The sequence below is a fragment of the Paenibacillus sp. FSL H8-0259 genome, from assembly GCF_037963255.1.
GTDB lineage: Bacteria > Bacillota > Bacilli > Paenibacillales > Paenibacillaceae > Paenibacillus_AQ > Paenibacillus_AQ phytohabitans.
In genome coordinates, this window is the sequence record NZ_CP150147.1 from 3904731 (window position 1) to 3922347 (window position 17617).

Consider the following 17617-nt stretch of genomic DNA (forward strand, 5'->3'; position numbering starts at 1 on the left):
GAATGGAACTATATACCATAATGTGCGTAACCGATATAGTATAGAAGAGATATAACTAGCGGAGGGGTACGAATGAATCGTAAAAGTATACTAGCAGCGTTTACCGTCATCCTTATGATCCTGCTTCTGCTGCCGCTGGCGCCAAGCCGGATGGAGGCAGCTGTTCCCGCTCATTCGGAGTCCTTTTATGTGAATGACTTCGCGGGCGTAATCGATCAGAAGACAGAGAATTATATGGTCAATTACGGCGTGAAGCTGCATCAGCAGACTGGTGCTCAAGTTGTGCTGGTGACGGTGAATACTACGAACGGAACACCGATGGAAGAGTATGCGACCTCGCTGTTCAATGCATGGGGAGTCGGCTCAGCGGCTAAGAATAACGGAGTCCTGCTGCTGCTCTCCACCCAGGATGATGATTACTGGGCGGTTCCGGGCAAAGGCCTGGAGGATACGCTGAACGACAATGTGTTATCCCGGATTCTCTCGGAGTCGCTGGAGCCGGATTTTGCCAAGAAGGATTACAGTGCTGGCGCGCGCAAAACTTATGGTGCGTTAATTCAGAGTCTTGGCGGAATCTATTCGGAAACTGTCAGCACCAAAAACTATGTATCGGATAATGCCGGAGTCTTCAAGCAGGTAACGAAGGATTATCTGAACCAGTCCAGCAACCGTTATGCGGCAACGACCGGAAGCGGGATCTATGTAGTGACAATCAAGAATTCCGGTGATAAAAGCCTGCAGGATTATACGTACGCAAAGTTCGCCGGTGTAGCCGCAGGGCCTAAAGATGTGATGCTGGTGCTCGATATCGGCGGAGATAACTATCATGTATTACAGGGCAAGGCAATCGATGGAGTCTTGACCAATGAACGCATTGGCGGAATACAGGACACGGTACTTGAACCCGAATTTGCCGCAAAAGATTACGCCGGAGGGGCAACCGCCACGGCGAATGCCTTCTACAGCTTCTTCCTGGCCAGAGCAGATGCCAGCCAGGAGGCTGCGGCGGGCACCAAATCAACCGCTGCAGCAGCAACCCAATCACCTGTGAAATCGCATATTAACGACAAACCGAAACCCGTCAGCGCATCTACAGGATTAAAGATTATGGGAGTGTATCTGATAATCATTGCTCTATTCAGTTTTGCTGCATCCGGCCGCAACCGTTTAATTGCCCGTTTCGGATCACAGCTTAATCCGTTCAACCAGCAGAATATGAACCGTCTAGTTACCAGGTTCGGCTCAGGTTCTACTATGAGGCAGCGGCGGCACCGCCGGCATGAGCGGCATCGTAACGAAGCCTTGAATCACAGCAGTTCGCAGAGCAGCTTCTGGGGTAGCAATGAGGGAGGCGGCGGTTCATCAAGCGGAGGCGGAGTAGGGCGCTATTCCTCTTACGAGGATGAAAATGAGGGGGACGGCGGTTCTACCAATGGTGGTGGAGCGGGGCGTTATTCTTCCTATGATGACGATAATAATTCCGGCGGAGGCGGCAGTGCAAGCGGAGGAGGCGGTGTAGGCAGACACCGGTGATTGGCTGGAGTTGCAGACTAAGAAAATAATGAAAAAAGGACAGTGGCCGTGCGGCCGCCCTGTCCCTTTTTCATAGATAAAGATAAAGATGTGATGAGCTTACGGTATGATCAAGGTTTACAGATCGACTCTCAAGGTGCCCAGCATCTTGACGAACTTCGGATCGTGATAGGATAAGAAGAGGCTATCCCGCGTATCGAGGGCGGTAATTTGTCCGATGTCATCTACGCTCAACTCAAAATCGAAAATATTGAAGTTTTCCGCGATCCGCTCTTTTCTCACTGATTTTGGAATCACAACGATACCACGCTGAACAAGCCAGCGCAGCACGACCTGGGCGACAGACTTGTTGTGTTTCTCAGCAATTGAAGCCAGTACTTCGTTGCCGAACATGTTGCCCAGTCCTTCAGCGAACGGCGCCCACGACTGGTGCTGCACGCCCTGATCTTTCATAAAAGCAGCGCTCTCAGCCTGCTGGTAGAACGGGTGCGTTTCGATCTGGTTGACAGCGGGTACGATTTCGTTATGCACAATGAGGTCCATCAGACGGTCGGGCAGGAAGTTGCTGACACCGATCGCCCTGATCTTGTTTTCGCGGTACAATTCTTCCATCGCACGCCAAGCGCCGTAGTAATCCCCGAACGGCTGGTGAATAAGGTATAGATCGAGATAGTCCAGCTGCAGCTTATTCAAGGATTTGGCGAACGCCAGCTTGGCACTCTCGTAGCCGGCATCCTGAACCCAAAGCTTGGTCGTGATGAACAGCTCCTCACGCTTCAAGCCGCTACGCTTAATTGCGCGTCCAACCGCTTCCTCGTTGAGGTAACCGGCCGCTGTGTCAATGAGGCGGTATCCAGCCATCAGTGCTTCATATACGGCGTTCTCGCATTCTCCAGCATCCGGGATTTGGTAGACACCAAAACCGATGATCGGCATTTTCACACCATTGTTTAAGGTTACGTTTAGCATTATAATTCCTCCCAGTATTCAGATGTACAACAGCAAACGGTGCGTATCCCGAAGTAGGATACTGAATCGGGGATTCCACTTCCATCCGAGTTGCATTACAATAAGCCTATCGCCTTCGTGTAACACGAAGTCAAGCGGTCTTATCATATTTTTCAAGGAGGATCACACATGCATACGGTCAAAGAAGCCGCCCTGATCACAGGACTCACGGAGCACGCTGTACGCTTTTACACGGATAAAGGGCTGGTGCCCAGCGTACAGCGAAACCAGAATAATATCCGGCTGTTCGACGAAGAATCGATCAACTGGCTGCATGGCGTCAGATGTCTCAAGCAATCCGGAATGCCGATTGAAGTTATCAAAATATACGTCGATCTCTGTCTCGAAGGGGATTCGACCCTTCCGCAACGCAGTGAACTCATAATGAAGCATAAAGAAGCAGCGCTCATTAAGCTTGAAGAAGCCAAACGGCATATAGCCCATCTGGAACAAAAAACTGCCCTATATCAGGACATTCTGGAGCACGGTGCACCTGACACGACCAATCCCGGCAACTGGGGCGAAATCCAGCGTATGCATGCTGACGTGTTGTACTCGCCAGCTGTCAGGAAGGCGTGATATGCTCAGAACGAACGGATTTGCACAATAGTTATTGTCCAGCCGAACGCTCAAGTCGGGCATTATCGCGGCCCGCTATGAGTTGGAGAAATAGCCTTGCCGTACAAGGTGTTCCACTTAGCTTGACCATTCGCCGGCATGAAAAAGCTCCCCTGACAGTAACAGGTTGTATGATCTCACCTGTCTACCATATGGGGAGCCTATCACTAGTTATTAAGCTGAATACTTTTGCGTATTAGCCTTTACTGTGAAGAGTAACCTGATAACCGTCCGGGTCGGCAAATGAAAAGGTTCGCCCGAAGGGTCCGTCTATTGGTGCGGATGTAATTGTTACGCCTGCTGCAATAAGCTTGTCGTGGATGTCTTGCGTATCAGGGGCATGAAGCCACAGAGCGACACCAAGTCCAGGTTGAGTCCCTGCACCGAGTTCTGTTCCAGGCATTAGGTCACGAAGAGCAAATGCTATAGGCTTGGTATCAAAGACTACAGCATGAGGTGGTCCTGCTTGAGAGCGTACCAGTCCGAGATAGTTTTGATAGAATTCCGCAGAGCCTTCAAGATTGCTCACCTGAATTGAAATGAAGTCGGGTCCAATTGCTGACATAATAATGTCCTCCTGTTTATGTTATTAGAATAATCATCTGACTCGCCATCGCCTCAAAATCAGCATTTGCAAATCTTCAATGTACTATTCGTATGTCTTGATTATACAAGCCCCCTACTGCCAACAGCATGTCAGTAGCGTTCTTTCATTTTTCCGATTTCTTCTCTTATCCGGTTTTTGAAGGATTCAGGTTCAGTGACTACTACATCTGCCCCCCATCCAAGCATCCAGCTCAGCAATTCTTCCGGCTCGTGGACACGAAAAGTGACATGGTAACCGTCCTCTTTAGATTCGGCAGTCTCCATATAATAGTTATTAGCTTCTTCAACTCTATCTGTGATGTCTGGATTAAAAATGGCACAGACCCGTATGCTGCGGGTATCCTTCGGCCGGTAGGACTCAAGGTTGAAGTTATCGGGAGTCTGAAACGTATCCTCAGTCACGGTAAGGTCACTGATCCGGGAGACCCGAAAATGGCGGATATCCTCCCTTAGGTCGCAGAAAGCAAGTAACAGCCAGCCATTCTGCTCATCATGTGCCAATCCGTATGGCGATACAGTTCGCACATTTACCCGGTTCCCACCAGCTTCAGCCACCCGCTTGTGATAGGTTAAACGAAGTTTCTTGCCCTCCAGCATGGCTTCACGAATGATTCCCAAGTTTACTTTCTCCCGGGCCATTTTGACCTTTTCATCCCTTTGAAGCAATCGGATGCTCCCTTGTATTCGGGTTGTCTCTTCACGCATGGGCCGGGAAAGAATGGCTTCTATTTTCCTGCGGGAAGAACGGGCACTATTGCGATAAGTCGGATCAAAACGTTTCTCTATGAATTCAGCTCCAAGAAGAAGTGATACTGCCTCTTCTGTGGTAAAACTGATGGGTGGAAGAAAATAGCCTTCCATTAAGGAGTATCCTAATCCTGTCTCACCGATGATGGGAACTCCCGCTTCACTCAGAGCCTGCATATCACGATAGATCGTTCTTACACTAACCCCTAAGACCGCTGCTAATTCATCAGCCGTATGCAATTTGCTTCGCTGTAGTTCCATCACAATCGATAAAAGACGCTCTGTTTTATTCAATGGAAGCTGCACTCCCTTGTTTAGAATTCAACCCTTGATCATATCTTTCGTGGTTTCAAAATAACGTATGAGATTTACTTCAGTAGGGGTTATTTTGAAATTAACCTGCCACACTTCAACCCCTTGGTTTATTGATGATTGCACGGAATTCCGGATATAGCTGCTATACTTCCCGCCCGATGAGCCCATATATTTAGAACTATCATAGATGAAACATACCAACAGGATTGCTTTGTCATTTTTATTTAAACTATGGGCCAGTTCCCCAATATGTTTTATGAATCTTTCAAAGGAAGTGAAGCTGCTTCCTTCCTTAGTTTCGATATGCTCCTTAACCTCGACCTGTAATCGCGTAAGGGGTGTTTTGACCTCAATGTAAGTATTTCCCACAAGAAAATCAAGTTTGGAGTTGCCGACTTTTTGTTCTCTTTTTATTGCTTCACCATTATTCACCATACCAGAAAGCTGGCCGCTTTTAATAAAATGCTCTACATATCTATTTGCTGCATTCTGATTGATTCCTATCCATGATTTAGTGGCATTGGATGGTAAATCAACTGATATGGCCTCCACTGTATAAAGGGTCTTTCTTGATAAATTATTGCTTAGTGAAAGCAGGCAAGGAACATCACGCAAAATGATGTCACCAATACGGCCTGTCGTGGGACAATGGCAATCATAAATGACTCCGTCAACCTCGACTTCCATAATGAACCGGTTACGCCGTCTGCAAATCACACCTTCAATGAGAGGTGTTTCAAAAATAAATGGATTGTTATTAGTTTGCATAGTAAGTTCTCCTCAGTAATCTCTTTAAGCAATTATACAAAATGCTACTGACAACGGAATGTCAGCAGCCACATGGATGAGTTAGAAAATAACAGATAATGGGCAGAGAATTGACCAAACTGAAACTTTTAAACTTCTATATTGGTCTATTATGAGATATGTGAGTTTATAGAAGTATACAACAAAAGGTTTGTTTAGGGAGGATATTTAGAAGTGAATTCTTCATCATTACCGCAACGTTCCATTGTCCGCAAGAAGAAAAAACCGGCCCGCAAGCGCAAGAAAAGGGGCTTTTTCCGTACAGTTTTCAGAGTATTTATGTTCTGCCTCATCCTGCTGATTGTAGCCGGAGGCTGGCTCTACCTTGCACCGTCTGCCCAAAACACCCGCTATCTTATCGCTGATACGCTGATTACGACACAACACCGGTATATGGCCAAATATATTATTGGTGAAGATGAGCTCAAGAACCGCGTCAGCGAATATACAGAACGGTTCCAGGAGATGGGCGATGAGGTGGATACCCATGTGATTGAGCCGGAGCCCGTGGTCCCGGAGGATAAACCTCTGGTCGAGATTGAAAAGGTGAATGGCAGCGGGTACGCAGGTTATGTGATGATTGTTAACGATCCGAAGAAGGTTCGCCTCGGTGTACCTAATAAGATCGGTTCAGGGGAAAAGGTATCCAGTATGGTGGCGCGGACAGGGGCAATCGCCGGGGTGAACGGCGGGGGCTTCGCCGATCCGAACTGGAAGGGCAATGGCTTCAAGCCGATCGGGCTGGTCGTCTCGCAAGGGAAGCTGTACTATAACGGACTTGGCGGCAAGAAGTCTACGCAGATTGTGGGTCTCGATAAAGAAGGCAAAATGATTGCCGGAAATTACACGTTAGATGAGCTAAGCAAGCTGGGTGTGCAGGAGGCGGTGACTTTTCAGCCGCGGATTATCGTGAACGGCAAAGGCCAGATCAAGAATGCCGCTGAAGGCTGGGGGATCGCCCCAAGAACAGCTATGGGCCAGCGGGCTGACGGCGCACTGATCTTCGTGGTCATCGACGGGCGGCAGCCGGGCTACAGCATCGGGGCGAACCTGTATGATGTGCAGCAGATTATGCTGAAGCAGGGTGCAGTGATCGCAGCCAATCTGGACGGGGGATCATCCACTGTACTGGTGAAGGACAACGAGATTCTTAACAAGCCTTCTTCACAATACGGGGAGCGTTATCTGCCTACGGCATTCCTGGTGTTTGAGAATCCCGAGCAGGCGGATATCAAGAACATCTGGGAAGGACTGGATCCGTCCAAAATCGATGCAGGCAAGAAGCGGACCCGATAACTTCAGTTTTTCACGCTGCATAATCCCTAGTAGATTGGGTGCGGCAAGGTGTGATAGGATAACTATTAAATTCTTATTTGTAGCATAGGGGAATTCCTTGATCAGAGGGGGAACAGGTTTGACATTGCAGCAGCTCCGCTACGCAATTGAGATTGCGAACAGCGGCTCTATGAACGAAGCGGCCAAAAGGCTATTTGTGTCACAGCCCAGCCTCTCGAATGCTATCAAGGAGCTGGAGAGCGAGCTTGGCATTACAATCTTCGAACGCAACAACCGGGGGATCAGCATCTCGGCGGAAGGCATGGAGTTTCTGGGCTATGCCCGGCAGATTATTGAACAAACGGAGTTTATGGAGAACCGTTATACCGGCAAGAAACGCAGTCCGATCTACTTTTCGGTATCAACGCAGCACTATGCTTTTGTTACGGACGCATTTGTGAAGCTGATGAAGGAGAGTAAGATAGCGGAATACAATTTCAGCCTGCGGGAGACACAGACCTATGAGATTATTGAGGATGTGCGTACCCTACGCAGCGATATTGGTATTCTGTATATCAATGAGAGTAACTATAAGGTAATGAACAAGCTGTTTAGCGACGGTAACCTGAAGTTTACACCGCTATTCAATACGAATCCGCATGTATATGTGCGGGCAGGACATGTGCTGGCCGGCAAAGAAAGAATCACTATTGATGATATTCTTGCGTTTCCTTATATTACTTTTGAGCAGGGGGATAACAATTCACTGCACTTCTCGGAGGAAATGCTTAGCTTCACACAAATTGAGAAGAATATTAAAGTTACCGACCGCGCCACACTGACTCATCTGCTGCTCGGAAGTGATTCGTATACGGTAGGCACAGGAATAATGGCCTCTGAGCTGAATGATGCGGGACTGGTCACTATTCCTTTTGACAGCAAAGAGGTGTTCTCTGTCGGCTGGATTGCCCACAAGGACCGTAAACCGAGCGAGATTATGTCGGGGTATATTAACATTCTGAATGATCTGGTGTCGGATAATTATTTCGAGCTTGAATCATTCTTACTTTAACAGCAGGAGGGACGTATGAGTAGTCCAGTTATCGGATCGACAAGAAATGTACCGCCCTTTCGCTATGATATTGTCGGAAGCTTCCTGCGGCCAGAAGCGCTCAAAGCAGCGCGCAGCCTGCATGCCCAAGGTACCATGACCGCCGGGGAACTGCGTGAGGTGGAGAACATAGAGATTGCCAAGCTGCTCCAGCAGCAGAAATCCCTGGGGCTGCATGCCGTAACCGATGGCGAGTTCCGCCGCTCCTGGTGGCATCTTGATTTCTTCTTCGGGGTACAGGGGACGCAGAAGATCACACTCGGGCCGGCCGGCAGCTCCAAGGAACCGGTGAACCGGGCAGAGAGCTTCAAGATTACCGGTAAAATCGCATTCGGCGACCATCCTATGGTGGCAGATTTCAGCAGTCTGCAGCAGATGGCCGGAGACACGCTTGCCAAAATGACGATTCCCTCACCGGCGCTGTTTCATTTCGTGCAGGATTATAACGGAAACGAGGTCTACTCGGATGCCGCAACGCTGTATGGAGATATCATCCGGGTGTACCGGGATGCGATACAGGCCTTCTACGATGCCGGCTGCCGGTATCTGCAGCTGGATGATACTACGTGGGGCACACTTTGCAGCGGCAAACACCGGGCGCATCTGCGCAGCAGAGGCGTCGATCCCGACCAGCTGGCGAAGGACTATGTCCGGCTGATTAATGAGAGCATCGCTGCCCGCCCTGCGGATATGACGATTGCGCTGCATGTGTGCAGAGGTAATCTCCGCTCGACCTGGTTTGCTGCCGGGGGGTACGGGCCGGTTGCCGAAGAGCTGTTCGCTGGCGCCGAAGTGGACGCGTTCTTCCTGGAGTATGACAATGAACGTTCCGGTGACTTCGAACCGCTGCGCTTTATTCGTAACCAATTTGTTGTGCTGGGGCTGGTGACCACGAAGCATGGCGGCCTGGAGAACAAAGAGCAGCTCAAAGCCCGGATAGCCGAAGCGGCAGAATATGTGGATATTAATCAGCTTTGTCTCAGCACCCAATGCGGCTTCGCCTCCTCCGAGGAAGGGAATATCCTGACCGAAGAAGAACAGTGGGACAAGCTGCGGCTGGTGATTGAGACGGCGGATGAGGTTTGGGTGTAGAAGGTATATGCTGCATAGAGAGCGGGGTTGTACGAAGGGGTGACCTGCTCTCTTTTTTGAGGGGAGATATAAGATATATGCTTCGCCAGGACCTGATGGGATGGGGGGTTGACCACCACCTTGGGCCAAGCACCACGCGCCGGGATGAGGACCCGGAATTAGTTGGATTTAATCCACTTGCTGATGAACAAATGGTCCCTGTCAAGGTAGCAGTTGGAAAAACAACACTTAAATGATCATCTTTCACCCAGAGCAGCAAAAACCAATAGTATTAGATGTCATTTATCCACTTGCTTTCACTATTCCTTCAGAAATGGGGAAATTAAGATACGTTTTTCCACTTGCTTATCGTGCGAGGCGGTACCCTTACAGCTTCCACACCGGCATCTCCCAAGGGGGGGACTGTTCCCGGTTAATGCTTTGTTATTGACAGAACCCAGCTCCCGCAGTACACTTGCAAATAATTACTTACATACACACAAGCGATGAAGAGAAGAGTAGGCAGGCGGCAGCGTTCACAGAGAGCTCCAGAGTGGTGAAAGGGGGCAGCAAAGCGTCTGATCTGAAAAAAGTCTCTGAGCTGCATACGGAATTGGGCATGGCGCCCAAGGATGCTATGCCGGGATCTCCCGTTACAGAGATAGGGTATAAGCGTAATGGCCGTACCCGAAGAGGCGGGCCTGGCAACATGTCCGCGAACAGAGGTGGTACCACGAAGCTTATTCAAGCTCTCGTCCTCAAGATAACAATCTTGAGGGCGGGAGCTTTTTTGCGTTCCCGGGCGGCCGGGCGTCGTGCCAAGTCAAACAGGCTCCACATGAACTCCATACTAACAGTAGAGGTGATTTGCCAATGCATTGGGCAGAAAAAATTGCAAGCCAGTTAATAGAAAACCATCCGGAGCGGCAGACTTTTGTATGTGCATCGGGGATCAGTCCGTCCGGATCGGTCCATATCGGAAATTTCCGCGAGATTGTGACCACTTCGTTTGTAGCTAAAGCGCTGCGGCGGGCGGGGAAGGAGGTACGGTTCATTTTCTCGTGGGATGACTTTGACCGGTTCCGGAAGGTGCCGAAGCTTGTGGACCCTGCATTCGGACAATATATAGGGCTGCCATATTCGCAGGTTCCCTGTCCGCATGGCTGCCATACTTCGTACGCGGCACATTTCGAGGCGGAGTTTGAGCAGGCGCTGCAGGCATTTGAGATCGAGCCTGAATTCATCTATCAGAGCCGGGAATACCAGTCACACCGCTATAATCCGGCAATCCTGCATGCCCTGCGCCACCGGGAAGAGATCTACGATATTCTGATGTCGTTCAAAACTGGCGAGAGCTCTGCGGAAGACCGGGCAGCTTTTTATCCGGTGAATGTATACTGCGGACGGTGTGGAAAAGATGCGACAACGATTCACAGCTTCGACGACAGCGCAGAGACCGTGGTGTACAGCTGTAAGTGCGGTCATGCCGATACCATATGTGTTCCTGAGGCTGACAACCTGAAGCTGCACTGGAAAATCGACTGGCCGATGCGCTGGAACATGGAGCAGGTGGTGTTTGAGCCCGGCGGACGTGATCACTCGTCTGAAACCGGAAGCTATAATGTGGCCGCAGTAATCTCGGAGCGGATCTTCGGCAACCCGCCGCCTATGTATGAGCCCTATGAATTTATCAGCATTAAAGGCAGTTACTCCAAAATGTCCAGCTCTTCCGGGCATAATTACACACCCGATGATCTGCTGAACATATATGCCCCGGAGAATATCCTGTTCCTGTTCGCCAAATACCAGCCGAATGCGGCTTTTCATATTGGATTGGATGAGGATGTGCTGCGCAATTATGCGGAGTTCGAGCGATATGCTGCTGGAGTTCATGCCGGAACATTAACGGGTGATCTTGCGGATGCGCTGGAGTTATCGTTGCTTAGCGGCTCTACCGGAACGTCCCCGAGCTTCAGTCAGGTGTCCAGTCTGCTGCCATTAATCAACTTCGACCGGGAACTGCTCCGGGATATTCTCACCAAGAATGGGGAGAAGGCAGATGAGCATCAGCTGCTGCTGACGGCGGACCGGGCGGAGCACTGGATCAGAAACTGGATGCCGCACAAGCTGATTACGGTCAATTCTTCGCCGGACTTAGCCTATTATCATACACTGGACGCGGCAGAGCTGAAATGGCTGCGCACCCTTTGCAGTCTGCTAAGAAACTGTGAGCTGGATGAAACGCAGAGAATGACCCAAATCTACGCCATCTGTCATCATGAGGACAAAAAAACAATGCGGACTCAGCAAAAAAGGCTGTTCACCATTATCTATCAGCTGGTTCTGAGTGCGGATGAAGGCCCGCGTCTGCCGATGCTTATTCAGGCTGCGGGGACGGAGCGGATGCTGTCTTTACTGGATTTATGAATGGAGCCGGACGGCCCTTTACGGGATATATCGAACAGAGGTATAATGTACAGGACTGTTTTTAATCAAATGTTGGAAAGTGAGCGGTAACGATATGGGTCGTAAGTGGAATAATATTAAGGAAAAGAAAGCATCCAAGGATGCCAATACAAGTAAGGTCTACGCTAAGTTCGGAGTAGAAATCTATGTTGTCGCTAAGAAGGGTGAACCTGATCCCGAATCCAACCGTGCACTGAAGGTGGTTCTGGAACGGGCCAAAACTTACAATGTGCCGAAGGCGATTATCGACCGCGCACTTGAAAAGGCAAAAGGCAGCGGCGACGAAAATTACGTGGAGCTTCGTTATGAAGGCTTCGGGCCAAGCGGTTCGATGATCGTGGTCGATGCGCTGACGAATAACGTTAACCGTACAGCTCCGCTGGTACGCTCCACCTTCAGCAAGAACGGCGGCAATATGGGTGTCAGCGGCTCGGTAACGTATATGTTCGATCCGACAGCGGTAATCGGTGTAGAAGGCAAAACTGCGGATGAAGTGATGGAGCTGCTGATTGAAGCAGACCTGGATGTCCGTGATGTGCTGGAAGAGGATGAAGCAGTGATCGTATATGCCGAACCCGACCAGTTCCACGCTGTACAGGAAGCTTTCCGCGGCGCAGGCATTACGGAATTCACCGTAGCCGAGCTGACTCTGCTTCCACAGAATTATGTGGCCCTGCCTGAAGATGCACAGGCGCAGTTCGAGAAGCTGATTGACGCTCTCGAAGAACTGGACGATGTGCAGCAGGTCTACCACAACGTGGATTCGGAAGAATAGAATAAGCTGCTTTGCTAAGCGGACAAGCCTATTTCGGGCTTGTCCGCTTTTTTACTTCTGCCATGCTGTGTATATTCTATACCGATCTTTGCCAAAATAAACCGAACCGAGCAGCACACTACGTAGAGGAGGCAATACAGTGGAAGAATATACAGCACCGGATAAGAACCTGGTTAATACCGTCAAGGAGCTTGATCAGGACCCGGTCACCAGTCAGGAAGCGCAGCAGATGGAGCAGAAGAAGAGTGACATCCGCAAGGAATCCCTGAGGGATGACAAAACGACCTATAAGAAAAATGAGCAAAATACGTATAAATGATTTGTTCCTGTAAATGTAGCAGGGACCAAGCGGGCGGTGAGGGTAACCTCACCGCTTTTTTGGCTTTCGATGAAGTAGACAGTACCATTCCCGTCTGACAAAGCTCACCCTGGTATGCTATAGTCGATTGTAAATATGCAAACTAGCGTTCTCTTTAATTGGTTGGCTGATCAAACAGGAGGAATTAATAAATGGAACCTTTCCGGTTGTTGAGTGTAGTCCATGTATTTCTGATCAAGGATGGGCAGATATTGCTACTGCGGCGCTCGAATACAGGGCATCACGATGGAGAATACGGTCTGCCTGCGGGCAAGCTGGAAGGAGGAGAAGAGCTTCATTCCGCCGCCATCCGTGAAGTCCGGGAAGAGTGCGGAGCTGTTATCGCGCCTTCTGACCTTGAAATGCTCGGAGCGATGCATATCCGGATTTCCGGAAATGAACGGATTGATTTCTTCTTCAAAGCGGAGCATTGGAGTGGTGAGATTAGCAACACCGAGCCTGATAAATGCGATGATTTACGCTGGTTCCCGCTGGATGATCTTCCGGAGAATATCATCCCTTTTGTGCAGGAGGCATGGAGCAAATTCAGAGACGGTGTCTGGTTTGCTTCACATGGATGGGCGTGACAGAAGTAACCAGAGCCGAGCGCAATTTCACAAATCTATGGTGCATCCCGCCAAAATTGTGTATGCTGAATGAAGTTTACTGAAAACAAATGTAAAGTACATAGCAGGGGGATTTCCGCAGGATGGAAGATTGGACGATTGGCATGGTGGCAGTATTGGTGCTTTGCGGTTTTTTGGCCGGATTAATTGACTCTGTGGTAGGCGGGGGAGGACTGATTGCAATTCCTGCACTGCTGTCTGTAGGGATTCCGCTTCCTCTGCTCCTGGGCAGCAGCAAATTAGCCGGGTCCATGTGCTCGCTGACCAGTACGGCCTCTTTCGTGCGCTCCGGCAAAATCAATTTCAAGCTGGTCCGGACACTGATTCCGTTGTCCATTATAGGTGCGGTGGCCGGTACACTTACCGTCCGCCAGGTGCCATCAGAGTTTCTAAAGCCGCTGGTCATTGTGATGCTGGTAGTGATAACGGTCTATACTTTGTTCAAAAAAGCATGGGGAGACGTATCCACCTTCTCCGGCAGCAATGGCAGAACACGGCTGATCGGGATTATCGCGGCACTGGTCATAGGCTTCTACGATGGTTTCTTCGGACCGGGAACCGGATCTTTTCTGATCTTTGCTTTTCTGATGATGGGCTTCGAATTTGTTACGGCCGCCGGCAATGCCAAAATGCTGAATTTCGCCAGCAACATCACGAGTCTGCTTACGTTTATTGCCCTCGGCTCTGTCAGCTATACCCATGGGCTGATCCTGGGCATTCCGATGGTGATCGGAGCTATTGTGGGCTCCAGGATAGCTATCCGCAATGGAGCGGCTTACATCCGCCCGCTATTCATAACAGTTACTGTTATATTGATCGGCAAGCAGATATGGGATACGATGCATTAAGTACATATAATGGAGTGGATGAGATGGAGATCAGAATCATACAGAAAGAAGAAGCATGGAAACTGAGGCATGAAGTGATGTGGCCCGAGCGTGAGCCGGATTACATCAAGCTGGCGGATGATGAGCTGGGCGTGCATTACGGGCTGTATCTGGGAGAACAGCTGGTGTCAGTGTTATCCCTGTTCATTAATGGTACAGAAGCACAGTTCCGCAAGTTTGCTACGCTGGAGCTGGAACAGGGTCTGGGCTACGGCAGCAGACTACTGCAGACCGTACTGAAAGAGGCAGAGCAGGCAGGGGTACAGCGGATCTATTGCAACGCAAGAACCTACAAAGCGGGCTTCTACAAGAAATTTGGAATGCAGGCGACAGAAGAAGTGTTCAGCAAAGGCGGCAAGGACTATGTCGTAATGGAAAGGTTCTTCACGCCCGCTGAAGACGACAAACAGAAAGGAGTTTACCCATGACTAAGAAGCTGTATTATGAATCAGCTTATTTGAATGAATGGAGTACAACTATAAGCGGAACCTTAGAACGTGAAGACGGGATCTATGTGACGCTTGCGGAGACAGCCTTCTATCCCCACGGGGGCGGACAGCCTTGTGATACAGGGTACATAGGTGAACTTCCAGTGCTGAATGTAGTGCTGGAAGATAATGAGGTGCTTCATAAGGTAGCGCAGCTTCCTGCGCATACAGAGGTTAACTGCAGAATCGACTGGAACCGGAGATTTGACCATATGCAGCAGCACAGCGGACAGCATCTGCTGTCGGCGGTCTTCCGTGATTTGTACCAGGCCATGACCCTTAGCTTCCATCTAGGAAGTGACTATGCCACGATTGACATCGGGCTGCCGGAGCTGTCTGCTGCGCAGATGGCGGAGGCTGAACAGGAGGTCAACCGGCAGATTTACCTGAACCGGAGCATTGTCAGCTACTTCGTAACAGCAGAAGAAATGGCCAGGCTGCCGCTTGTGAAGCTGCCTAAGGTGACAGAGGATATCCGGATTGTTGAGATAGAAGGTGTCGAACACAACGCCTGCGGGGGGACGCATGTAGCTTCAACAGGAGCCATCGGCATGATCAAGCTGCTGCGGTCCGAGAAGCAGAAGGGCAACATCCGGATTACCTTCAAATGCGGAAGCCGCGCACTGGATGAATTCAATGACAATGTACGTATTCTGGGGCAGCTGTCAGCCAGGTTCAATACGGGTAAGGACGAAATTATCGACCGGTTTGAGAAATGGGAGCATGAGCAGAAGCTGGTGCAGACTGAACTGGCTGCGCTTAAGGAACAGAATGATATCTATCTGGCCCGGGAGCTATTATCCGCCATGGAACCAGGCAGCCGGGTGATTACGCATATCTCCGACACCAGAACGCTGAAGGATTTGCAGAGTCTGGCTGTGAAGCTTACGGCGCTGACCGACCTTCCTGTTCTGTTGCTGAGCGCGGTGGAGAATAAGGTGGTACTCGCCCACAGCGGATCTGCGGATCTGTCCTGCGGGGCCTTCTTCAAAGCCCATCTCGGCGAATACCAGGGCAAAGGCGGCGGCAGCGACAAGCTGGCCCAGGCCGGCTTCCCGGCTTGGGAAGCAGCAGTGGCGTTTTATGATTTTGCCCAAAAACAACTCTAATTTCAAGTGAAAAGGCCGCAGATCGCGGCCTTTTGTGTAATCGGAGAACGGGAATACGGATTTAATGTTATAATCACCTCTGTGTGCGGATAGATGAATTCTGATGTTATGAACCAGAGGGGCGATAGGTTTGAGTGTAATACGTATGGAGAACGTGACTAAGAAATATGAGGATACATTGATCTTCAGAGATATCTATTTCCGTGTAAGCAAAGGCGAACGCATAGGTCTAATCGGACGCAATGGTGCAGGTAAATCAACGGTGTTCAAGCTGATCATGGGACAAGAACAGCCAACGGCCGGGAACGTGGAGCTGGACCCGAAGGTTAAGATCAGTTACTTTTCCCAATTCTCGGAGCTATCCGGGTCCTTGTCTGTTCAACAGGAGCTGGAGCTGTGCTTCGGGCAGGTGACGCTAATCGAACAGGAGCTGCATCAGATCGGGGAACAGCTTGGGCAAGTAACGGATGATAACCAGATGAATACCCTGTTAGAACGGCAAGCGGAGCTTTTTGAACAGATGGATCATTTGGATGGCTGGAATGTCTCGGTGGAGATTAATACGGTGCTCACTAAACTGGGATTTGATGAGAGATCACGGCATCAGCCTGTAGAGGAGTTGTCGGGGGGATGGCGGAACCGCGCGGCACTGGCCAAGGTCTTAATTGAGGTGCCCGATGTCGTATTGCTCGATGAACCTACCAACTTTTTGGATATGGAAGGAATCGTATGGCTCGAGCAGTGGCTGCACCGTTTCACCGGGGCGATGCTTTTGGTCTCACATGACCGGCAGTTTATTGACAGGGTAGTTACACGGACCATAGAGATCGAGAATTATCATTTTCAGGAGTACGAAGGCAATTATACCGATTATGTTCAAAAAAAGAAGATGCGCAAAAAGGTGCTCGACCGTCAGTTTGAATGGGAAGAAGAACTTCTGCTTATGGAGTCTGAAGCCATTGATACCCGGGGCCGTAAAAAGTCTCCCAAAGACCGCCTGTCGCGCAAGCTGACGGAGATCAAAAAGCGGGTGGAGCCGCATCCGGTGAATGTCCTGATTACCGATATTTATAGCAATTTGCGTTTTCCGGACAAGCTCGGTGAAGTGAAGGGAATTGGCCAGACGTATGATGGCCGGACTATCTTCCAGAACATTAGCTTCGACATCCAAAAGGAAGACCGGATGGTCATAGTCGGCCCTAACGGAAGCGGGAAATCGACGCTAATCAAGGTGTTGACGGGTCAGGAGGAGCCGGATTCCGGGGTTGTGACCTGGGAGCGAGGTGTCAGTTACGCGAATTTCAATCGTATGTGGGACGAGCTTGATCCTAAAGATACAGTAAGTCATGCGGTTAATGTGTATGGTCTGGGACTCGATGCGCCGCGGAAAAAAGTGAACAAATTCCTGTCTATGCTGCAATTCTCTGAAGTGGATTTGAGTAAAAGGATCGGACATCTATCCGGCGGCCAGCAGGCCAGAGTAGCGTTAGCGAAATGTCTTCTCTCCGGTGCTGCTGTGATCATCCTGGATGAGCCTACCAATCATCTGGACCTGACCAGTATTCAAGTGATGGAGCAGGCACTCATTCATTTTCCCGGAGCGGTAGTTACGGTCAGCCATGACCGGTTCTTTATTGATAAAATAGCGACGAAGATGCTTACCTTTGACCCGGAATCGGGGATCTCGGAGCAGGACGTTTAGGCTGGAAGCAAGCAGAGAGCTATGGATCATTCCGTAGCTCTTTTTTTGCGCGGACTTCTTTTGCAGCGACTTAAGGATTATTTAATAATTGACCCGCTATACTCAGGACAGAGCT

Annotated in this window: 17 protein-coding genes and 1 other annotated feature; of the genes, 13 read left to right on the plus strand and 4 right to left on the minus strand. The window is 49.9% G+C overall.

The genetic code is table 11. The features are described from left to right. Positions 1-72: 72 nt before the first annotated feature. Positions 73-1533 (plus strand): TPM domain-containing protein, encoded by a 1461-nt coding sequence (locus tag NSU01_RS16590; RefSeq protein ID WP_076248330.1) that lies wholly within the window; start codon positions 73-75, stop codon positions 1531-1533. A 117-nt stretch (positions 1534-1650) separates the two neighbouring features. On the opposite strand, the gene NSU01_RS16595 is transcribed toward NSU01_RS16590, so the two are convergent. Then, complete coding sequence (locus NSU01_RS16595; RefSeq protein WP_076248328.1) at positions 1651-2502, minus strand: aldo/keto reductase; 852 nt, start codon at positions 2500-2502, stop codon at positions 1651-1653. A 168-nt stretch (positions 2503-2670) separates the two neighbouring features. Here NSU01_RS16595 and NSU01_RS16600 point away from each other — a divergent pair, with 168 nt between their 5' ends. Next, a complete protein-coding gene (locus NSU01_RS16600; RefSeq protein WP_076248326.1) occupies positions 2671-3120 on the plus strand; it encodes a MerR family transcriptional regulator in 450 nt (149 codons plus the stop codon). 235 nt (positions 3121-3355) lie between these two features. Here the strand turns inward: NSU01_RS16600 and NSU01_RS16605 are convergent, their stop codons facing one another. From NSU01_RS16605 to NSU01_RS16615, 3 genes are all read right to left on the minus strand, one after another. Beyond that, entirely contained in the window at positions 3356-3724 is a 369-nt protein-coding gene (locus NSU01_RS16605; RefSeq protein ID WP_042137108.1) for a VOC family protein, read from the minus strand. Between the two features lie 131 nt (positions 3725-3855). Further along, on the minus strand, positions 3856-4806 hold the full coding sequence (locus NSU01_RS16610; RefSeq protein WP_076248323.1) for a YafY family protein: 951 nt from the start codon (positions 4804-4806) through the stop codon (positions 3856-3858). Positions 4807-4833: 27 nt separating this feature from the next. Beyond that, the gene (locus NSU01_RS16615; RefSeq protein ID WP_076248321.1) at positions 4834-5595 is read right to left on the minus strand and encodes a DNA/RNA nuclease SfsA; all 762 of its coding nucleotides are present in this window, start codon (positions 5593-5595) and stop codon (positions 4834-4836) included. 213 nt (positions 5596-5808) lie between these two features. Between NSU01_RS16615 and NSU01_RS16620 the strand changes: the two genes are divergently transcribed. The 11 genes from NSU01_RS16620 to NSU01_RS16670 all read left to right on the plus strand — a co-directional run bounded on the left by NSU01_RS16620 (position 5809) and on the right by NSU01_RS16670 (position 17502). Further along, positions 5809-6930 carry a phosphodiester glycosidase family protein gene (locus tag NSU01_RS16620; RefSeq protein ID WP_076248319.1) on the plus strand — a complete coding sequence of 374 codons (1122 nt, stop codon included), beginning with the start codon at positions 5809-5811 and terminating at the stop codon, positions 6928-6930. 118 nt (positions 6931-7048) lie between these two features. Beyond that, on the plus strand, positions 7049-7981 hold the full coding sequence (locus NSU01_RS16625; protein WP_039291538.1) for a LysR family transcriptional regulator: 933 nt from the start codon (positions 7049-7051) through the stop codon (positions 7979-7981). Positions 7982-7996: 15 nt separating this feature from the next. Then, positions 7997-9112, plus strand: coding sequence for a 5-methyltetrahydropteroyltriglutamate--homocysteine S-methyltransferase (locus NSU01_RS16630; protein WP_076248316.1), 1116 nt, complete (start codon positions 7997-7999; stop codon positions 9110-9112). Between the two features lie 476 nt (positions 9113-9588). Further along, positions 9589-9854: a binding site (T-box leader), on the plus strand. Positions 9855-9964: 110 nt separating this feature from the next. Continuing rightward, positions 9965-11518 (plus strand): lysine--tRNA ligase, encoded by a 1554-nt coding sequence (lysS, locus tag NSU01_RS16635; protein ID WP_076248312.1) that lies wholly within the window; start codon positions 9965-9967, stop codon positions 11516-11518. 94 nt (positions 11519-11612) lie between these two features. Further along, a complete protein-coding gene (locus NSU01_RS16640; RefSeq protein ID WP_039291545.1) occupies positions 11613-12332 on the plus strand; it encodes a YebC/PmpR family DNA-binding transcriptional regulator in 720 nt (239 codons plus the stop codon). Between the two features lie 139 nt (positions 12333-12471). Continuing rightward, the gene (locus NSU01_RS16645) at positions 12472-12651 is read left to right on the plus strand and encodes a hypothetical protein (RefSeq protein ID WP_042236321.1); all 180 of its coding nucleotides are present in this window, start codon (positions 12472-12474) and stop codon (positions 12649-12651) included. Positions 12652-12842: 191 nt separating this feature from the next. Continuing rightward, on the plus strand, positions 12843-13277 hold the full coding sequence (locus NSU01_RS16650) for an NUDIX domain-containing protein (protein WP_076248310.1): 435 nt from the start codon (positions 12843-12845) through the stop codon (positions 13275-13277). A gap of 122 nt (positions 13278-13399) precedes the next feature. After that, the gene (locus NSU01_RS16655; protein ID WP_042137127.1) at positions 13400-14164 is read left to right on the plus strand and encodes a TSUP family transporter; all 765 of its coding nucleotides are present in this window, start codon (positions 13400-13402) and stop codon (positions 14162-14164) included. 23 nt (positions 14165-14187) lie between these two features. Next, positions 14188-14631 carry a GNAT family N-acetyltransferase gene (locus NSU01_RS16660; RefSeq protein ID WP_179093642.1) on the plus strand — a complete coding sequence of 148 codons (444 nt, stop codon included), beginning with the start codon at positions 14188-14190 and terminating at the stop codon, positions 14629-14631. Next, a complete protein-coding gene (locus tag NSU01_RS16665; RefSeq protein ID WP_076248307.1) occupies positions 14628-15800 on the plus strand; it encodes an alanyl-tRNA editing protein in 1173 nt (390 codons plus the stop codon). Before NSU01_RS16660 ends, NSU01_RS16665 begins: the two co-directional genes overlap by 4 nt. Positions 15801-15930: 130 nt before the next feature. Beyond that, positions 15931-17502: an ABC-F family ATP-binding cassette domain-containing protein gene (locus tag NSU01_RS16670; RefSeq protein WP_076248305.1), complete on the plus strand. Its 1572-nt coding sequence runs from the start codon at positions 15931-15933 to the stop codon at positions 17500-17502. Positions 17503-17617: the final 115 nt, after the last annotated feature.

Coding starts and splice junctions, on each gene's coding strand:
- NSU01_RS16590 (WP_076248330.1), top strand. CDS start 73: ATGAATCGTAAAAGTATACTAGCAGCGTTTACCGTCATCCTTATGATC.
- NSU01_RS16600 (WP_076248326.1), top strand. CDS start 2,671: ATGCATACGGTCAAAGAAGCCGCCCTGATCACAGGACTCACGGAGCAC.
- NSU01_RS16595 (WP_076248328.1), bottom strand. CDS start 2,502: ATGCTAAACGTAACCTTAAACAATGGTGTGAAAATGCCGATCATCGGT.
- NSU01_RS16630 (WP_076248316.1), top strand. CDS start 7,997: ATGAGTAGTCCAGTTATCGGATCGACAAGAAATGTACCGCCCTTTCGC.
- NSU01_RS16615 (WP_076248321.1), bottom strand. CDS start 5,595: ATGCAAACTAATAACAATCCATTTATTTTTGAAACACCTCTCATTGAA.
- NSU01_RS16605 (WP_042137108.1), bottom strand. CDS start 3,724: ATGTCAGCAATTGGACCCGACTTCATTTCAATTCAGGTGAGCAATCTT.
- NSU01_RS16655 (WP_042137127.1), top strand. CDS start 13,400: ATGGAAGATTGGACGATTGGCATGGTGGCAGTATTGGTGCTTTGCGGT.
- NSU01_RS16650 (WP_076248310.1), top strand. CDS start 12,843: ATGGAACCTTTCCGGTTGTTGAGTGTAGTCCATGTATTTCTGATCAAG.
- lysS (WP_076248312.1), top strand. CDS start 9,965: ATGCATTGGGCAGAAAAAATTGCAAGCCAGTTAATAGAAAACCATCCG.
- NSU01_RS16640 (WP_039291545.1), top strand. CDS start 11,613: ATGGGTCGTAAGTGGAATAATATTAAGGAAAAGAAAGCATCCAAGGAT.
- NSU01_RS16665 (WP_076248307.1), top strand. CDS start 14,628: ATGACTAAGAAGCTGTATTATGAATCAGCTTATTTGAATGAATGGAGT.
- NSU01_RS16660 (WP_179093642.1), top strand. CDS start 14,188: ATGGAGATCAGAATCATACAGAAAGAAGAAGCATGGAAACTGAGGCAT.